We start from the raw sequence: 16,436 nt of genomic DNA on the forward strand, positions 1-16,436 counted from the left end.
TATACCACTCACTGGACGGAGTCGCCCGTGCCGGCACCCGGCAGCGACTCGCGCCACTCGCGCACCACGGCGTTCAGGTCCAGCGAGTAATCGGATAAAGCCTTGGCGACCGCAGACTCCATGCTGTTACGCTCACCGAGATACTTAAGGACCTGCTGCATCGCGTACCAGCCGTAGCGGTCGACCATGAAACGGGTCATCAGGTAGCTCTGCTGGTAGGCAAGCCCCGCCTCGCTCCCCGCCATCCCCGTGAACCCCTTGGAGAGCGTGGCCACGGAGAGCAGGTGGTTGCCGCGCAGTTCGGGGACGCGCGGGGTGTACTCCCGGCGTCCCTCGATCTCGGCCAGCCCCTCGTTGAGCCAGGTGGGGACGTTGCCGCGGGTGAGCTCCACCACCAGGACGTGGGTGAACTCGTGGAAGACGATGGCGCGCAGTTGCGGGGTCAGCTTGGTGATCCCCCCGACCGGGAGGCGGATCTTGCCGTCGTAGAGCCCGCCGGACCAGTCCGGCCCGGCGGTCACGCTGCTGTAATCCTTCTTGGTGTAGAGGAGCACCGGGATGCGGCTGGTCGGAAACAGCCCGAGATCGGAGCCGACCGTGTTGTAGGCGCTCTCCAGGGCGTCCAGCACCTCCGCGGAGAGCCCCGGGGGAAGCTCGGCGTCGAAGCTCAGGTCGAACATGGAGCTGTACCCCTTGTCCATCCTGGACTCCACGGGCAGCTCGCGCTCGGCCTTCTCTATCAAGCCCGCCAGCGCCTTGTTGGCGGGATCCTGCTCCTTCGCGCGGCGCCAGAGGTCCAAGGCGCCGGGGAGGTCGCCGGTGTCGTAGCTGATCTTGCCGAGATAGACGAGCGGCTCGCTCCCCTCACCCGCCTGGAGCAGCTCGTCCCGCGCCGCCGCGTAATCCTTGTTGAGGTACAAGGCGATGCCGCGCATGAGAACGAGCTCCTTGCTGTCGGGCAAGAGCTCGCTGGCCTGCCCGAAGTTTTCCGCCGCCTGTGCGAAACGGCCCGACTGCAGGTCGCGCTTGGCGAGCTCCGTGTAGGTGAAGGCGAGCTGGCGCCGCAACCCCTCGTCGTAGGGGAATCGCGAGGTCGCCGCCTTCAGCTCTTCGAGCGCCTGGACGAAGTCCCCCTTGGTGATCAGTTGCTGCGCTTTGGTGCCATAGGTGAGAGGATCGGCGGCGAGAGCGGTGCCGGCGCAAAGAAGCAGGGCGAGAAGCAGCGCGCGGGGATCAGGCATGCGGCTGTTCCGGGACGGCCGGCTGTTCCGACCGCTTGGCCGGCGCGGGAGCCCGGAGCCCTTGGCAGACCTCGCGGACGGAACGGGCGATACCGGCGGCGTCGAGGCCGTAGGCGGCCTTCAGGTCGGCCTGCTCCCCCTGTTCCACGAAAGAGTCCGGATAGCCAAGGCGCACCACCCGTACCCCGGTCATCTCGTACTGTTCGAGGAGTTCCAGGATGGCGGTGCCGAAGCCGCCCTGCACCACGTTGTCTTCCACCGTGATCAAGAGGCCGGTCCGGGCCAGCTCCAGGATGAGCTCGGCGTCGAGCGGCTTCACGAAGCGGGCGTTCATCACGGCGACCTCGATCCCCTCGCCGGAGAGGGCCGCCGCTGCCTCGCGTGCCGGCTCGACCATGGTGCCGACCGCGATGATGGCGCCGTCCCTGCCGTCCTTCAACCGCTCCCCTTTCCCGATGGGAAGCGGTGCGAGGAGTTGGTCCATCGGGACCCCCAGGCCGTTGCCGCGCGGGTAGCGCAGCGCCGCCGGACCTTCCAGGGAGAGGGCCGTCATCAGCATGTGCTGCAGCTCGTTCTCGTCCTTGGGGGCCATCACCGTGAGGCCGGGGAGCGCGCGCAGGTAGGAGAGGTCGAAGACGCCGTGGTGGGTGGGGCCGTCGCTGCCGACCACGCCGGCGCGGTCGATGGCGAACACCACCGGGAGTTCTTGCAGGCAGACGTCATGGCAGAGCTGGTCGAAACCGCGCTGCAGGAAGGAGGAGTAGAGGGCGACCACCGGCTTGAATCCTTCGGCGGCAAGCCCGGCGGCGAAGGTGATCGCGTGCTGCTCCGCGATCCCCACGTCGAAGAAGCGCTCGGGGAATTCCTTGGCGAACGGGGTGAGGCCGGTGCCGTCGGGCATGGCGGCGGTGATGGCGACGATGCGCTCGTCCTCCTGGGCCAGTCGTTTCACGGTCTCGCCGAAGACGCCGGTGTAGGAGGCGGCGCCCCCCTTTCCCTTGTGCACCTTCCCGGTCTTGATGTCGAACGGACCGACGCCGTGGAACAGCGACGGGTTCGCCTCGGCGGGGGGATACCCCTTCCCCTTCCTGGTCAGCACGTGGATCAGCACCGCGTCGTCGAAGCGCTTCACGTTCTCCAGCGTCTCCAGAAGTTTCGGTATGTCGTGACCGTCGATGGGGCCGATGTACTCGAAGCCGAACGCCTCGAAGAGCATCCCGGGCGTGAACAGGGTTTTGAGCGACTCCTCCGCCCGCTTGGCGATCTTCAGCACCGACTTCCCGAACATGGGGACCCCCTCCAGGAAGGCCTCCAGGTCCTTCTTGGCGCGGTGCACGTACTCGCTGGTGATGGTGCGCGAGAGGAGGTTGGAGAGGGCGCCGACGTTCTCCGAGATGGACATCTCGTTGTCGTTCAGGATCACCACCAGGTCCTTGTTAAGCTCACCCGCATGGTTCAGCCCCTCGAAGGCGAGGCCGCCGGTCATGGCGCCGTCGCCGATCACCGCCAGCACCTTGTTGCGCCCCTTTTTCAGGTCGCGCGCCACGGCGAAGCCGACCCCGGCGGAGATGGAGGTGGAGGAGTGCCCGACGTCGAAGCAGTCGTGGGCCGACTCGGCCCGCTTGGGGAAGCCGCTGATCCCCCCGCGGGTGCGCAGGGTGCCGAAGCGCTCCTTCCTGCCGGTCAAAAGCTTGTGGGCGTAGGCCTGGTGCCCGACGTCCCAGACGATCTTGTCCTTGGGGGAATCAAAGACCCGGTGCAGCGCGATGGTGAGCTCGACGACACCCAGGCTCGGGGCCACGTGTCCGCCGTTGGCGGCACAGGTCTCGATGATGCGCGCGCGCAGCTCTTCGGCGAGCGTCTCGAGCTCGCGCAGCGAGAGCGCCTTCAATTGACTCGGGTCGGTGATGCCGTCAAGGATACTGGGCATTTAAGATTTCCTTTTCACGATGTAGGAGGCGATGGCGCGCAGCGGCTCCGCCCGTTCGTCGAAGGAGGCGAGCGCGTCGAGGGCGATCTGCACCAGCTCCTGGGCGCGCGCCTTGGACGCCTCCAGACCCATCAGAGCGGGGTAGGTCGCCTTGCCGCGGGCCTGGTCGCTGCCGGCGTCCTTTCCCAGCTCCTCGGTGGTCCCCTCGACGTCGAGGATGTCGTCGGCGATCTGGAAGGCGAGGCCGATGGCGTCAGCGTAACGGGTGAGGGACTTGAACTGCTCCTCGCTCGCCCCGCCCAGGATGGTGCCGCAGCGGACCGAGGCCCGGATCAGGGCGCCGGTCTTGTGGGTGTGGATGTAGGAGAGCGTGGCGAGGTCGACGTCGTGGCGCCCCTCGCTTTCCATGTCGACCACCTGCCCGCCTACCATGCCGCGCGAGCCGGAGGCGACGGCGATCTCCTGGATCACCCTGAGCCGCGCAGCGGGGTCTCCCCCGGCGCCGTTGGAGAGCAGGATGAAGGCCTCGGTCAACAGGGCGTCGCCGGCCAGGATGGCGGTCGCCTCGCCATATACTTTATGGTTGGTGGGGTTTCCCCTGCGGAAGTCGTCGTTGTCCATGGCGGGAAGGTCGTCATGGATCAGCGAGTAGGTGTGGATCATCTCCATGGCGCAGGCCGCCGGCATGACCGCATCCGCGGAGCCGCCCACGGCCTCGCAGGCCGCCAGCATGAGCACAGGGCGAACGCGCTTGCCGCCGGCGAAAACCGAGTAGCGCATGGCGCCGTGCAGGGATGCCGGGAGCTCCTTGGCATCGGGAAGGTAGCGCTCCAGCGCCTGGTCGACCAGCTGGCACTTCTGCTTCAGGTATTCCTTAAGATCCATGCGAGATTCCCTTGTAATCGAGATCCCCCTCCCCTTGCGGGAGGGGGGGAGGCGTCCTGCTTTGAGATGCGTGGCAGCCGTGACGAACGCGGACGCGGGTGTTACTCCTCCTCTTCGAAAGGCCTGGTGGAGAGACTTCCGTCGCGCTGCTTGATGAGGAGTTCGACCCGCCGCTCGGCCTCGTTGAGCTTCTTGGAGCAGAAGGCGGAATGCTTCACCCCCTCCTCGAACGCCTTCAGGGAATCCTCCAGGGAAAGCTCCCCCCCCTCCAGCTTCTTCACGACGTCCTCGAGCTTCTTCAGTGCGGTCTCGAACTTTTCAACGGCCATGCCAACCTCGTGTCCGGTTACTGCCGCGGCGGCAGATTAGGAGCGCCGTCGCGTTTAATTATTAAAAAGTGATCGCCTATTATACCGATCGCTCTGGAGCCGTCAAGGATTCACTCTGCCCGCGGGTCTCATCCACGGTGCAAAGGGCGGAACCGGCGGCGAAGGAGAGTTCTAGCCGGTCCCCGGGGGCCAGTTGCCTAAAGGAGGTGATGACGGAGCGGCCGGGGAGCTTGCGGGCGATGCTATAGCCGCGCGACAGGGTGGCCAGGGGAGAGACCGCGTTCAAGGTTCCCGTGGCACGGCCGACGCTCTCGGCGGCGCAGGCCAGGCGCCGGGTGACGGCGTGGTCCAGGCGCAGCGTGAGCGTCGAGAGCCGCTCCGCGTTCTGCCTCAGCACCAGCGCGGGGCTCTGGCGTGCCAGGCGCGCCGACAGGGTGACAATCCGCTCCGAGGCGTCGTCGAGGATCAGCCCCGCCTCCCGCACCAGGCGGGCGTCCAGCGAGTCGACCCGCTGCGCCAGGTGACCGAGGATGCGGCTCGGGTCGGTGACGGCGCGGCTCAAGGCCGTCACCAGCGCGCGCGAGCGCTCAAGCCGGCGCAGTTGCGCGACCTGGAGCCGGTGGTTGAGCGCCTCCACCGCCGCGGTCAGCTCCTGCTTGCTCTGCACCACGAGCTCCGCCGCGGCCGAAGGCGTGGCGGCCCGCAGGTCCGCCACGAAGTCGGCGATGGTGAAGTCGATCTCGTGCCCCACCGCCGAGATGACGGGAACGGCGGACTTATGAATGGCGCGCGCCACCACCTCCTCGTTGAAGGCCCAGAGATCCTCAAGCGATCCTCCCCCGCGCCCTACGATCATGACATCCACGTTGCCCGCCCGGTTCAGGTCGGCGATGGCCGCCGCGATCTCCTGGGCCGCCCCCTCCCCCTGGACCCGGACCGGCGCGATCAGGAGTTCCACGTTGGCGAAGCGGCGGGAGAGCACGGTGAGGATGTCGCGGATGGCGGCGCCGGTGGGAGAGGTGACCACGCCGATCCTGCGGGGGAGTTTCGGGATCTCGCGCTTGTGGAGCTCCGAGAAGAGCCCCTCCTTGGCGAGACGCTCCTTCAGCTGGATGAAGGCGAGCTGGAGTCCGCCGATCCCCTGCGGTTCCATGGTGTCGACCGAGAGCTGGTACTCCCCGCGCGGCTCGAACAGGGTCATCCGGGCGCGCACGAGCACCCGCATCCCGTCGCGCGGTGTGAATTTGAGGGTGCGGAAGGCGCCGCGGAACATGACGCAGCGGATCTGTGCGCCGGGGTCCTTGAGGGTGAAGTAGCAGTGCCCCGACTGCGGGCAGGCGAGGTTGGAGATCTCCCCCTCGACCCATACCTGGTCGAAGTTCTCCTCCAACAGGCCGCGCACCAGCGCAGTCAAAGCGCTTACCGTGAGGACCCGCCGTTCCTTGAAAAGTTGCACGTACCCTCCTTGCTTGCTGATCCCCCTCTCCCCGTGGGAGAGGGTCGGGGTGAGGGCGCTGCCCATCGCATCCCCCCTCGCCCTCCGGGAGAGGGGCAGGGGTGAGGGCGCTGCCCATCTCATACCCCTCGCCCTCCGGGAGAGGGGCAGGGGTGAGGGCGCTGCCTGATGGCAAAATCGTGCCGCCGCCATCGCCCTCACCCGGCCTTCGGCCACCCTCTCCCGGAGGGCGAGGGGAAAAACTCTGCTGAGACAGGGTGAGACGACAAAGTGAAAAAGGATAGCGCGCCTGCAGTAACGCCCCTCCGCCCGGAGGGGGGAAGCCGGTGCACGACGCTGCGCGCCTCCTCCCCCTCCGGGGCGGGGAAGAAGCGGTCCATCCAAACGACATCTGCAGCCGTTTTCTAGCACGCACCCAGCGCCACTGTCAAACGGGTTGACCGTCCGGGCGTGTCGATGTTAGTATGCGCGCCATGAAAAATTACCCTTATGTAATAACCGTTTCCTCGGAAAAGGGGGGCGTCGGCAAGACGACCTTGGCGACCAACCTCGCGATCTTCCTGAAGGCCCTGGACGAAAACCTCCCGGTGTCGATCTTCTCCTTCGACAACCACTTCACCATCGACAAGATGTTTTCGATCAAGGGGCAGAAGCAGAACGGGAGCGTGGCCGATCTCCTGCTGGAGACCCGCGGGCGCGACCTATTGCACACCGGCCAGTACGGGGTGAATTACATCCCCTCCTCCACCACCCTTCCCGAGCTGCGCGGCTCGCTCAAGGGACCGATGGTGCTGGCGCGGCTCCTGGCGATGTCCGAGATCCCCGGCATCCTGATCGTCGACACCCGCCCGGACCTCGACGTGTTGACCCAGAACGCGCTCTACGCAGCGGACCGGGTGCTGGTCCCGATCAAGGACATGGCCAGCATGGACAACTGCCGCAACATCTTCGAGCTCTTCGACAAGAGGGGGCTGGACAGAAAGAGCCTGTCGCTTATCCCCTGTCTCATCGACGAGAGGATCAAGTTCGAAGGGATGTTCAAGGACCAGAAGACGCTCCTGAAGGCCTTCGCCATCAACCGCGGCTTCCGCTGCTCCGACATATTCATATCCAAGAGCCCCAAGGTCGAGAGCCTCAACACCAACCCCGAAGGGAAGATCTACCCGATCCTCACCCACGGGCGCGGCACCGACGTCTATGGCCAGTTCGCGGCGCTGGGGCAGACCTGTCTCAACGAGTTCTACGAGACCGAAGAGCCGCGCGCCATGCTCTACGACAAGTGGCAGCACGAGGAGAACAAGAGAAAGAAAGAGGAGTACTTCGGCAGGCTGTCCGGGCTGAAGAGCCAGTGCCTGGTCTGCGGCAAGGAGTTGAGCCAGGAATCGCAGGTTTCCTACTACTGCGAGAGTTCCGACGGCGCCGCCAGCGGCTACATGGAAGCCGACTGCTTCACCGGCTTCCTGGTCTCGACCATCTTCAAGATCGAGCGCCAGTTGCCGCATGACGATCCGACCAGGCAGATGATCCACCAGACCGCGCTGGAATCGGTGTTCGTGCTGAATCCCGGGGTTGGTGACGAGGCGGGGAGCATCGACTTCCACCGTTTCGATTTGAGCGGCAGCGAGCTGTTGAAGAAGAAGTACCCCTTGGCCCGCGCGCCGGAGCGCGATGGCTTCTCCGGGATCATGTCGGAAACGCTGGCCGGGTACGAGGGGGAATTGCGGGACGCCTTCCTGATAGTTCACCCGGTGAACGGCGACAACCCCGCCTCCATCCTGGTGGACGACAAGTACCGCGAAGTGTCGAAGCTCAAGAAGAGGATCGCGGCACAGCTCTAAACACGTTCAGCCAAAACAAGTTCTACGTTCTACGTTCTATGTTCTACGTTAACAGCCCCAACCTGTAACTCAAAGGTTGGGTGAATTTTACTTTAACATCCCGAAGCTGTAACACTCCCAAGGCTGGTGGGTTTTAACATAGAACTTAGAACATAGAACGGCTTCTAGTTGGTCAGCTCCGACGCATGGACAAAGGTGATGCCGCTTTTGGCCAGTTCGGGCATATAGAGCTTCAGGGCTCGCATGGTTGCAGGGTGCGGATGACAGATTGCTATCGCCGCACCCTTTTTTCTTGCTATGGCGGCAGCCTGCGCCAACTGCTTGCCGATCGCACTCTCGTCCTGCACGTTGTCCAAAAACACCTGGCGCGCCGCACACCTCATCCCCAGCGCCTTCGCCTCCCGGTACCCGACCGAGGCCGGCGAGGTCTTGCTGTCCACGAAGAACAACCCTTTCTCCTTCAGTATCTGCAGCACGACCTTCATCTTTGCCGGATCCTGGGTGAAGCGCGATCCCATGTGGTTGTTGGCACCCACGGCGTGGGGCACCGTGGCGAAATAGCTCTTGATCCGCCCGGCAATCTCCGCATCGTCCATGGCGACCAAAACGCCTACCGACTCCATCTTCTGCTTGGGATACCCCTCGGGCTCCATCGGCATGTGCACCATCACCTCGGCGCCCGCGGCATGCGCGCCCTCGGCCACCTGCCTGGCGTGGGCGAGGCTCGGGATGACCGAGTAGGTAAGCGGCTGCCCGATCGACTGCAGCGTCTTCAGCTCCTGCATGCTGGTTCCCATGTCATCGATGATGATGGCGAGACGCCCGGGACCAGCGGCCTTGGGGAGTGCGGCCGGATGCGGTTTGGCTGCCGGCGCCTGGGCGGTGGAAAGTTTCTGCTGCACCGGGGCCGGCCGCTCCGGGATCGGCTGATGCTTCGACGCGCTGACCGCGGGCTTTGCGGGAGGTTGAGGCGGCGGAGAGGGCTTTTTAAAGTGCTCCAGCAGGAAAAAAGCCGCGGCTATGAGTATCGCGACTATCAAAAGCGCCATGAGCGGCTTGCGCCCGCCGCCCGGTGCAGGTTTACGTCTGTTTACCGCCTTACCCTTCTTTGCCACACACACCTCCGCTGGGACGTGCACAGCAACAAGGAGTTGCGGAGCCCGCCCCGGGACATCATTTTAATGTGAGATAGCATGAGGCACGGTGCCATTGCAAATGATTTGCAAAGGGAGACTCGAGAAAGGAAAAGGCAAACATTAAAGATATTGATAAAACGGAGGCGACTAAGGTATAAACACCGAAGACAGTTACGGAGGAATCTATGTTGGTGGAGTGGCGAGACGACCTGAACATCGGGATGCTGGAAATCGATATCCAGCACAAGCTTCTTTTCGACAAGTTCAACGCGTTCGTCAGCGCCTACCAGTCCAACCAGGACCAGGACGAGATCATGCGCATGTTCTGGTTCCTCGAAGCCTACGCCGTCACCCACTTCAAGGAAGAGGAAAAGCTGATGCAGCAGGTCCGGTACCCGGACTTCGTGGGGCACCGTGAAAAGCACCTCGCCTTCATCGACCAGATCAACCGGCTGAAAGAGCGCCTGAAGGTGGAGGGGATCACGCAAAACATGGTCAGCACCATGACCGGCTTCATCACCAGTTGGCTCATCGAGCACATCTCCACCATGGACCGCGCCATCGGCCGCTTCGTCAACAATTCCCCCCTCACCCCCCTGCCCTGATCGTCGCCCCCTCCCCGCACGACCTCTCACTTTTTGATCTGGATCATACTCTGAATTGCATATAGTGTTACCATGGGTCTCAAGGGGGCACGCAAACGCCCCGCAACGTCTGTCTGAACCGGCCGCTCTTCCATCAAGAGCGCCAAGGGAGCGACACCATGGAAAAAACAAATCAGGAACCGGCTGCAGCAACCAACACTGAAACCGTAGGCTCGGTGGTCGCCAGGGATTTTCGCGCCGCCGAAGTCTTTGAAAAATACGGCATCGACTTCTGCTGCGGTGGCAACATGCCGCTGGCACAGGCCTGCCGGGAAAAAGGGATCGACCTCGCGGCGCTGCTGCGCGACCTGGAGCAGGTAGCGGCCCGCCCGCTGGAGCGCAGCCAGAACTACGACGCCTGGGAGCTTCCCTTCCTGGCCGACTACATCGTCAACGCACACCACAGCTACTTGAAGGAAAACATCCCCACCATCGAGGCCTACGCCAACAAGATCGCGCAGGTACACGGACCCAACCACCCCGAGGTGGTGCAGATCGCGGGGATCTTCGCCAAGGTCGCAGCCGACATGGCGCAACACTTGAAAAGCGAAGAGGAACAACTCTTTCCGGCCATCAGGAAGCTGACCGAACTGAAGAAGGAGGGGGCCGCACCGGACCCGGAAGAGATCAAGAGGCTGAAGGCGGTCCTGGCGGAACTGGGACACGAGCATGACGAGGTAGGGGCCGCGGTGCACGAGATCCGCCGGCTGTCCAAGAACTACTCGGTCCCCGGCGACGCCTGCAATACCTTCACGGTCACCTACCAGAAGCTGGAGGAGTTCGAGGACGACCTGCACAAGCACGTCCATTTGGAGAACAACATACTGTTCCCCAAAGCAGGCAAGCTGTAAGCCCCCCTACCGGCCCCCTCTCCCCTTGCGGGAGGGGAAACCCAAAACAAATAACAAGGAGCAGCGATGACCCTCATAGTAGCAATGTTCGCTTTATCGTGGCTGGCGCTGGCAGCCCTTTCTCTTTGCCCCCTGAGGCAGCGCAAAGATTAGCAGGCCGCCGCCACCCCCACATTAGCCCCTCCGCCCAAACCGCCACCGTATCGCAAGGCCCCGAAAAAGGATCCCTACAATCCTTTCGGGGCCTTATTTGTACCGCCGGGTTGACATCCGTCCTCCTCACGGTATCCTTCCTGCTGTCAATAATTAGAACAATCTAACCATATCATCAACCACGGCAAAAGGAGGGCGGTATGACCGGAAAAACAGCCCGGCTGATCTTCTGGGTGGGAACCCTCACCTCGGCAGCGATTTTCCTCTGGCAAACCTATGACTTCCACATGCAGACCCCCAAGTTCACCCACACGGACAAGCTCACCGAACAGGTAGTTGCCGGCAAGAAGGTCTGGCACAAGTACAACTGCAACGACTGCCACACCATCCTCGGCTTCGGCGGCTACTACGCGCCGGACATGACCAAGGCCTTCTACCGGCTGGGGGAAAACAACATCGCCTCAATCGTGCAGCACCCGGAAGTGATGTACAAAAACTCCTTCCGGAAGATGCCCCACCTTGGCGTCAGCGAGACGGAAACCACGCAGTTGGTCACCTTCCTGCGCTGGGTCGGCGAGATCGAGAACCGGCACTGGCCCCCGCAGGACGAGAAGTTCGTGGAGGCATACAAGCTGCGCGAGTCCCAGCCGCAAAAGCTCGACAAGGTGCATTTGGTCCTGCAGGCCTGCGGCGGCTGCCACACCTTCGAGAACCAGGGACGCAATGTGGGCGGAGACCTCACCGCCATCGCCAACCGCATCACCTACGACCGGCAAACCCTCATCAACTACATGATCAACCCGCAGTCGGTGCGCCCCGGTGTGACCATGCCGCCGCAGGATGTCAGCCCGCAGACCGCCGGGATCATCGCCGATTTCGTGCTGAGCCTTAAGTCGAACAAGGAGGTGAGCAAATGATGCTGATCGAATACCAAAGCCAGCGGGTGTCGCTGTGGTACTTCCGTCTCGCCCTGGTTCTTTTCATACTGCAGGTGATCATAGGGCTGTGGCTCTCCATCAACTACGCCTTCACTCTGCCGCAGGAACTGGTCAACGTCTTCCCCTTCTCCACCGCCCGCGAGATCCACACCAACACGCTGGTGGCCTGGATGCTCTTGGGGTTCATGGGAGGAACCTATTATATCCTCCCCCCGGAGTGCGGCCGTGAGCTCTACAGCCCGAAGATCGCCTACGCCCAGCTCATCATCTTCGTCGCCGCCGCGGTCACCGCGGTCGTCGGCTTCCTGTTCGGCTGGACCCGCGGCAAGCCGCTTTTGGAGATCCCCTTTCCACTCAACGCCCTGATCGTGGTTGCAGCGCTTCTCTTCATCGCCAACGTCGCCATGACCATCATCCAGTCCAAGGAGAAATCGGCCCTGCAGTGGATGCTGCTGGGGGGCGTCACCTTCCTTGCGGTCATGTATCTCTTCGGGATGCCCTTCTACAAGAACCTGAACACGGATTACTACTATTGGTGGTGGGTGATTCATCTCTGGGTGGAGGGGGCCTGGGAGGTGGTGACGGCGTCCATCGTCGCCTACATCATCATGAGGGTGACCGGGGTGGACCGCAAGGTGGTGGAGAAATGGCTCTACGTGGAGACCGGGCTCTTCCTCTTCACCGGCATCGTCGGCACCGGCCATCACTACTACTGGATCGGCGCCCCCGACTACTGGCTCTGGTGGGGGGGCGTGTTCAGCGCACTCGAACCGCTCCCCATCGTGCTCATGGTGGTGGACACCTGGATGCACGTGCGCGAGCGCAAAAACCCCATCGTGAACCCGCTCACCTGGTACTACATCGTCGGGCTCGCCATCTATCACCTGGTCGGCGCCGGGCTTTGGGGCTTCATGCACACGCTGCCGCCGATCAACTACTACACCCACGGCAGCCAGATCACCGTCTCTCACGGTCACTTAGCCTTCTTCGGCGCCTACGCCCTGCTGAACCTCACCATCTTCTACTTCGCCATGCCGCGGCTGAAGGGGATCAACAAGTACAATGACCGGCTGGGCAGGTGGGGCTTCTGGATCATGACCATCGCCATGTTCCTCCTGGGGCTCGTCTTCGGAATCGCGGGGATCCTGCAGACCTACCTGGAGCGGTTCCTGGACATCGGTTACAGCACCGCGCACCTCACCATGATGTTCTGGTTCCGGGTCGCCTTCGGCGTGGGTCTCGTCTTCCTCGCCGGCGTCATCATCACCGTGTACCATCTCTTCACCATCAAGCAGTCCAACCTCCCCGCGCCCGAACCGGTGGTAACGCCGGCCGCAAACATCTGACCCCAGGCGAAATAAAGAAGGGACCATACACCTTTGTATGGTCCCTTCCCTGACATCCGTCTGCCCTATGGCACCAGCCTGAACTGCTGCTTAGGCTGGCGTCATTTGATCACCCTGATCACGTCCCCCCCTCGAAGGCAACCTCTCCCACCCAAATAATAGAAAAGCCCGCCGAAATGATGGACCTCGCATTGCAAGTCCAGCATCAATTTCTCTTCGAGCGCACGGATTGAATCGGTAGCGTTGGCGATTTATCGCCGACGCCAAAGATTGAATCACCAGCGCGGGCAATTTATCGTCGACGCCGAAAATTGAATCGGCAGCGCGGGCGATTTATCGCCGACGCCGAAGATTGAATCGGCAGCGCGGACAATTTATCGCCGGGGCCGGAGGTTGAACGCGTTGATTATTATTAAACAGGTGTGGTGTAGCTTGGGAGTGAGTGCTACGCATCGCGGGAATTTACTCGATGGACCCGAATTACAGGATGAAAAAAAGGCGCCAGGTCTGCCCGGACCTGGCGCTAAAGGAGCTACATCTGCTCTGGTGCTGCGTGCTGCTACTGCAGGGACCGGCTAAGGCCGGTCCCCTTAGATTATTGTCCGAGGCCCGCTATTACTGCCCGAGGCTCGCCTTGAGGTCCGCGTCAACGCTGCCGATCTGGCCGATGTTGAAGTTGTCGACCAGGAACTGCAACACGTTGGGCGACAGGTAGGCGGGAAGCGCGGGTCCCAGCTTGATGTTCTTGACGCCGAGGAAGAGCAGGGACAGCAGGATGACGTGGGCCTTCTGCTCGTACCAGGAGAGGATGAAGGAAAGCGGCAGGTCGTTCAGCCCGCAGTTGAAGGCACCGGCCAAGGCCGAGGCGATCTGCACCGCGGAATAGGCGTCGTTGCACTGCCCCACGTCCAGAAGACGCGGGATGCCGCCGATGTCGCCGAACTCCAGCTTGTTGAAGCGGTACTTGCCGCAGGCGAGGGTCAGGATGACGCAGTCCTTGGGCACCTTCTCGGCGAACTCGGTGTAGTAGTTACGCCCGCTCTTCGCGCCGTCGCAGCCGCCGATCAGGAAGAAGTGCTTGACCGCACCCGCCTTCACCGCCTCGATCACCTTGTCCGCCACACCGAGCACCGCGTTGTGACCGAAGCCGGTCAGGATCTCCTGCCCCGGTGCGTCGGGGAGGTCCGGGCACTCCAGGGCCTTGTTGATCACCTCGTCGAACTTCCAGCCGGTGAGGTGCTTGGCGCCGGGCCAGCCCACTTCGCCCCAGGTGAACAACCGGTCCTTGTAGCTCTCCGCCGGGCGCTGGATGCAGTTGGTGTTGAAGATGATGGCGCCGGGGAAGTTCGGGAACTCCTTGGCCTGGTCCTGCCACGCGCCGCCGAAGTTGCCGTAGAGGTGCGGGTACTTCTTGAGCCCCGGGTAGCCGTGAGCCGGGAGCATCTCGCCGTGGGTGTAGACGTCGATCCCCTTCCCTTCGGTCTGCTTCAAGAGCTCTTCGAGCATGCGCAGGTCGTGACCGGAAACCAGGATCCCCTTGTTCTTGCGGGTGCCGAGCTGGACCTTGGTCGGGACCGGATGCCCGTAGTGCTCCACGTGCCCGGTGTTGAGCATCTCCATGACCTTGATGTTCAACTTGCCGCACTCCATGGCGATCCCCACGAAGTCCATGAGCCCCTTGGTGGTGTCGGTGGTGGCGGCGAGCGCCTTGTGGAAGAAGGCGAAGACCTCCTCGTCGGTCTTGCCCAGGATGATGGCGTGTTCCGCGTAGGCCGCCATCCCCTTCAGGCCGTAGATGATGATCTCGATGGCGGAAAGGATGTCGGGGTCGCTGTGCTGGCTCTTCACCCCGTGGGCCTGTCCCTGTGCGACCAGCCCTTCCAGGTTGTCGGCGATCACCCAGGCGGCAGGGCCGTCAGTGATGGCGGGGGCCTCCGCGCCGTTCTTCTCGCGGTAGGCGCTCTCGTACATCGCCTTCACCTGCTCCTTGAGGTCGTAGCACTTCCTCAGTTTGCCCGCCAACTGCACCGGATCGAAGTCCACGTTGGTCACGGTGGTGAAAAGGCCCTCGATAAGGAACATGTCCGCGACGGTGTTGCGCGCGTCCAGCTCCCTTGCCTTGTCAGCGTAAATGGCCAGCCCCTTGAGACCGTACATCATAAGATCCAGCAAGGCGGCGACCTCAGGATTCTTGCCGCATACCCCTACTACCTCGCACCCGGTTCCCTTGGCGGCCTGCTCACATTGGCGGCAAAACATCGACATATGGATTCCCCCTTTTCTATTGAAGTCACTAGGAAATTTCGAAAACTGATTTACTATATCTGGAATGTTTTCCATTTCAACAACGGCCGGCCCGAAATTCGAATTAAATCGAGCTAACAGGCAAGGCAGACTTTCTCTGAGCCGGAAGGAAGAGCGGGCATGGCAGGGTAAGACCTGTCGGTGCCACAGGAGTTAACAGATGGGAAAGGACAGCAAGACCCTATGCAAGTGGGACAAGGACGAGATAAAGGACAACCTGAAGGAACTTAAGAAGATCGTCGCCGAACCGCGCTACGTCTGCAAGAAATGCGGCCGCGCGGCCAAGAAAGAGGAACACCTCTGCAAGCCCGAAGCGCTGGACAAGAAGGATGGCTAGGAGGGGCCCTTCGCCTCCCCGGGGGCGGGACCTTCGTTGAGCCACTTCATCATGACGCTGCTCACCGGGTTGCGCCTGCGGAATTCGTTGCGCACGAAGTCCATGAGCCGGTTTAACAGGTCCTCGAACTGCGCCCACTCCTTCTTCAGGTCTTCGACGGCGAGGGCATTCTGCGGCTCCCTCTGCACCCGGCGCAGCAGTTCCTCCAGGCGCTCCTGGGCCGTCTTCTGCTGGGTCAGGAGGTCCTTCCCCGTCCTGGTGAACTCTTCCGACAAAAAGAGGCTCTGCTTCTGAAAGATCTCGGAGAAGCTCTCGCCGGTCCCCCTTATCGTCCTCAGCTGTTTCTCCGCCTGAGCCCGCTCACCCTGCCCTATCGAGGCCAGGAATTCCCTCCCCAACCGCAACTGGTCGATCAGGGCGGCGTAGAGTCTCGCCAGGGCGTCGGATTTATTCTCCTGCTGGACGATCTGTTCGCAAAGCCCCTCCCGGAACAGCTTCAGGGCCCGTTCCGCCTCTCCCTGCATGCGCACCCTGAAATCATGGCAACTCTGCTGGGTTACCTGCCTTATGAAAAAATTGACGGCCCAGTAGGTCGCCCCTATCCAGATGACGAGCAGCGTAGCCCCCGCCGCACAGTAGTAGATCAGTTCGCTGGTACTCATACGACTCCTCCGGGCCGGATATCGCCCCCGATGAAGCGACATCACGATGAACAAGGCTAAGGGATAAACCGATTCAATGAAAGCGGGTAACCGCGTTACTTTGCGTATCGGCAAACCTGCACCTTTCTCCAGCTAAAAGAGCCGTGAAAAATGAAGCCGTATACAGGTGCATCGCTTGCTAAACCGAGATTACAACCTAAACTAACACTTTGTTATTGCTGGATCATTGGACGTTACTTTTGGGAAAAGGCTTTACCGCCGGACAAAGTCACGACAGTTCCGGCATTTATGACACAAGCTTGCGGCAACAGAGCGATCGATGTCTCCACGACATCGCCCTCGTCCACATGTTGCCTTCACTGATCCATTCATCTCCAGGAGGACGG

At 62.2% G+C, this 16,436-nt stretch carries 14 protein-coding genes; 6 read left to right on the forward strand and 8 right to left on the reverse strand.

Annotation, left to right across the window (positions count from 1 at the left end; genetic code table 11):
- Positions 1 to 8: 8 nt before the first annotated feature.
- The 5 genes from KOM00_RS13580 to xseA all read right to left on the reverse strand — a co-directional run bounded on the left by KOM00_RS13580 (position 9) and on the right by xseA (position 5,841).
- On the reverse strand, positions 9 to 1,241 hold the full coding sequence (locus tag KOM00_RS13580; RefSeq protein WP_216499474.1) for a peptidase MA family metallohydrolase: 1,233 nt from the start codon (positions 1,239 to 1,241) through the stop codon (positions 9 to 11).
- On the reverse strand, positions 1,234 to 3,171 hold the full coding sequence (gene dxs, locus KOM00_RS13585; RefSeq protein ID WP_216499475.1) for a 1-deoxy-D-xylulose-5-phosphate synthase: 1,938 nt from the start codon (positions 3,169 to 3,171) through the stop codon (positions 1,234 to 1,236). The genes KOM00_RS13580 and dxs overlap by 8 nt, the downstream gene beginning before the upstream one ends.
- On the reverse strand, positions 3,172 to 4,056 hold the full coding sequence (locus KOM00_RS13590) for a polyprenyl synthetase family protein (RefSeq protein WP_216499476.1): 885 nt from the start codon (positions 4,054 to 4,056) through the stop codon (positions 3,172 to 3,174).
- A 101-nt stretch (positions 4,057 to 4,157) separates the two neighbouring features.
- Positions 4,158 to 4,385, reverse strand: coding sequence for an exodeoxyribonuclease VII small subunit (locus KOM00_RS13595; protein ID WP_216499477.1), 228 nt, complete (start codon positions 4,383 to 4,385; stop codon positions 4,158 to 4,160).
- 79 nt (positions 4,386 to 4,464) lie between these two features.
- Positions 4,465 to 5,841 carry an exodeoxyribonuclease VII large subunit gene (gene xseA / locus KOM00_RS13600; protein ID WP_216499555.1) on the reverse strand — a complete coding sequence of 459 codons (1,377 nt, stop codon included), beginning with the start codon at positions 5,839 to 5,841 and terminating at the stop codon, positions 4,465 to 4,467.
- Positions 5,842 to 6,305: 464 nt separating this feature from the next.
- Here xseA and KOM00_RS13605 point away from each other — a divergent pair, with 464 nt between their 5' ends.
- Entirely contained in the window at positions 6,306 to 7,679 is a 1,374-nt protein-coding gene (locus tag KOM00_RS13605) for a ParA family protein (RefSeq protein ID WP_216499478.1), read from the forward strand.
- 164 nt (positions 7,680 to 7,843) lie between these two features.
- On the opposite strand, the gene KOM00_RS13610 is transcribed toward KOM00_RS13605, so the two are convergent.
- Positions 7,844 to 8,794, reverse strand: coding sequence for a divergent polysaccharide deacetylase family protein (locus KOM00_RS13610; protein WP_216499479.1), 951 nt, complete (start codon positions 8,792 to 8,794; stop codon positions 7,844 to 7,846).
- A 206-nt stretch (positions 8,795 to 9,000) separates the two neighbouring features.
- Between KOM00_RS13610 and KOM00_RS13615 the strand changes: the two genes are divergently transcribed.
- From KOM00_RS13615 to KOM00_RS13630, 4 genes are all read left to right on the forward strand, one after another.
- Positions 9,001 to 9,420 carry a bacteriohemerythrin gene (locus tag KOM00_RS13615; RefSeq protein ID WP_216499480.1) on the forward strand — a complete coding sequence of 140 codons (420 nt, stop codon included), beginning with the start codon at positions 9,001 to 9,003 and terminating at the stop codon, positions 9,418 to 9,420.
- A 158-nt stretch (positions 9,421 to 9,578) separates the two neighbouring features.
- Positions 9,579 to 10,310, forward strand: a complete 732-nt coding sequence (gene ric / locus KOM00_RS13620) for an iron-sulfur cluster repair di-iron protein (protein WP_216499481.1) — start codon at positions 9,579 to 9,581, stop codon at positions 10,308 to 10,310.
- Positions 10,311 to 10,663: 353 nt separating this feature from the next.
- Entirely contained in the window at positions 10,664 to 11,380 is a 717-nt protein-coding gene (locus tag KOM00_RS13625; RefSeq protein ID WP_216499482.1) for a c-type cytochrome, read from the forward strand.
- Positions 11,377 to 12,747 carry a cbb3-type cytochrome c oxidase subunit I gene (locus KOM00_RS13630; RefSeq protein ID WP_216499483.1) on the forward strand — a complete coding sequence of 457 codons (1,371 nt, stop codon included), beginning with the start codon at positions 11,377 to 11,379 and terminating at the stop codon, positions 12,745 to 12,747. The genes KOM00_RS13625 and KOM00_RS13630 overlap by 4 nt, the downstream gene beginning before the upstream one ends.
- A 615-nt stretch (positions 12,748 to 13,362) precedes the next feature.
- Here the strand turns inward: KOM00_RS13630 and hcp are convergent.
- Positions 13,363 to 15,012: a hydroxylamine reductase gene (gene hcp / locus KOM00_RS13635; protein WP_216499484.1), complete on the reverse strand. Its 1,650-nt coding sequence runs from the start codon at positions 15,010 to 15,012 to the stop codon at positions 13,363 to 13,365.
- A 199-nt stretch (positions 15,013 to 15,211) separates the two neighbouring features.
- Between hcp and KOM00_RS13640 the strand changes: the two genes are divergently transcribed.
- A complete protein-coding gene (locus KOM00_RS13640) occupies positions 15,212 to 15,388 on the forward strand; it encodes a hypothetical protein (RefSeq protein WP_216499485.1) in 177 nt (58 codons plus the stop codon).
- On the opposite strand, the gene KOM00_RS13645 is transcribed toward KOM00_RS13640, so the two are convergent.
- Positions 15,385 to 16,050, reverse strand: coding sequence for a hypothetical protein (locus KOM00_RS13645; protein ID WP_216499486.1), 666 nt, complete (start codon positions 16,048 to 16,050; stop codon positions 15,385 to 15,387). The two genes, KOM00_RS13640 and KOM00_RS13645, sit on opposite strands and share 4 nt — an antisense overlap.
- Between the last annotated feature and the right edge of the window lie 386 nt (positions 16,051 to 16,436).

The sequence above is a fragment of the Geomonas diazotrophica genome, from assembly GCF_018919385.1.
Classification (GTDB): Bacteria; Desulfobacterota; Desulfuromonadia; order Geobacterales; family Geobacteraceae; genus Geomonas; species Geomonas diazotrophica.

Coding starts and splice junctions, on each gene's coding strand:
- KOM00_RS13625 (WP_216499482.1), top strand. CDS start 10,664: ATGACCGGAAAAACAGCCCGGCTGATCTTCTGGGTGGGAACCCTCACC.
- KOM00_RS13595 (WP_216499477.1), bottom strand. CDS start 4,385: ATGGCCGTTGAAAAGTTCGAGACCGCACTGAAGAAGCTCGAGGACGTC.
- dxs (WP_216499475.1), bottom strand. CDS start 3,171: ATGCCCAGTATCCTTGACGGCATCACCGACCCGAGTCAATTGAAGGCG.
- ric (WP_216499481.1), top strand. CDS start 9,579: ATGGAAAAAACAAATCAGGAACCGGCTGCAGCAACCAACACTGAAACC.
- KOM00_RS13640 (WP_216499485.1), top strand. CDS start 15,212: ATGGGAAAGGACAGCAAGACCCTATGCAAGTGGGACAAGGACGAGATA.
- KOM00_RS13615 (WP_216499480.1), top strand. CDS start 9,001: ATGTTGGTGGAGTGGCGAGACGACCTGAACATCGGGATGCTGGAAATC.
- KOM00_RS13630 (WP_216499483.1), top strand. CDS start 11,377: ATGATGCTGATCGAATACCAAAGCCAGCGGGTGTCGCTGTGGTACTTC.
- hcp (WP_216499484.1), bottom strand. CDS start 15,012: ATGTCGATGTTTTGCCGCCAATGTGAGCAGGCCGCCAAGGGAACCGGG.
- KOM00_RS13590 (WP_216499476.1), bottom strand. CDS start 4,056: ATGGATCTTAAGGAATACCTGAAGCAGAAGTGCCAGCTGGTCGACCAG.
- KOM00_RS13580 (WP_216499474.1), bottom strand. CDS start 1,241: ATGCCTGATCCCCGCGCGCTGCTTCTCGCCCTGCTTCTTTGCGCCGGC.
- KOM00_RS13645 (WP_216499486.1), bottom strand. CDS start 16,050: ATGAGTACCAGCGAACTGATCTACTACTGTGCGGCGGGGGCTACGCTG.
- KOM00_RS13605 (WP_216499478.1), top strand. CDS start 6,306: ATGCGCGCCATGAAAAATTACCCTTATGTAATAACCGTTTCCTCGGAA.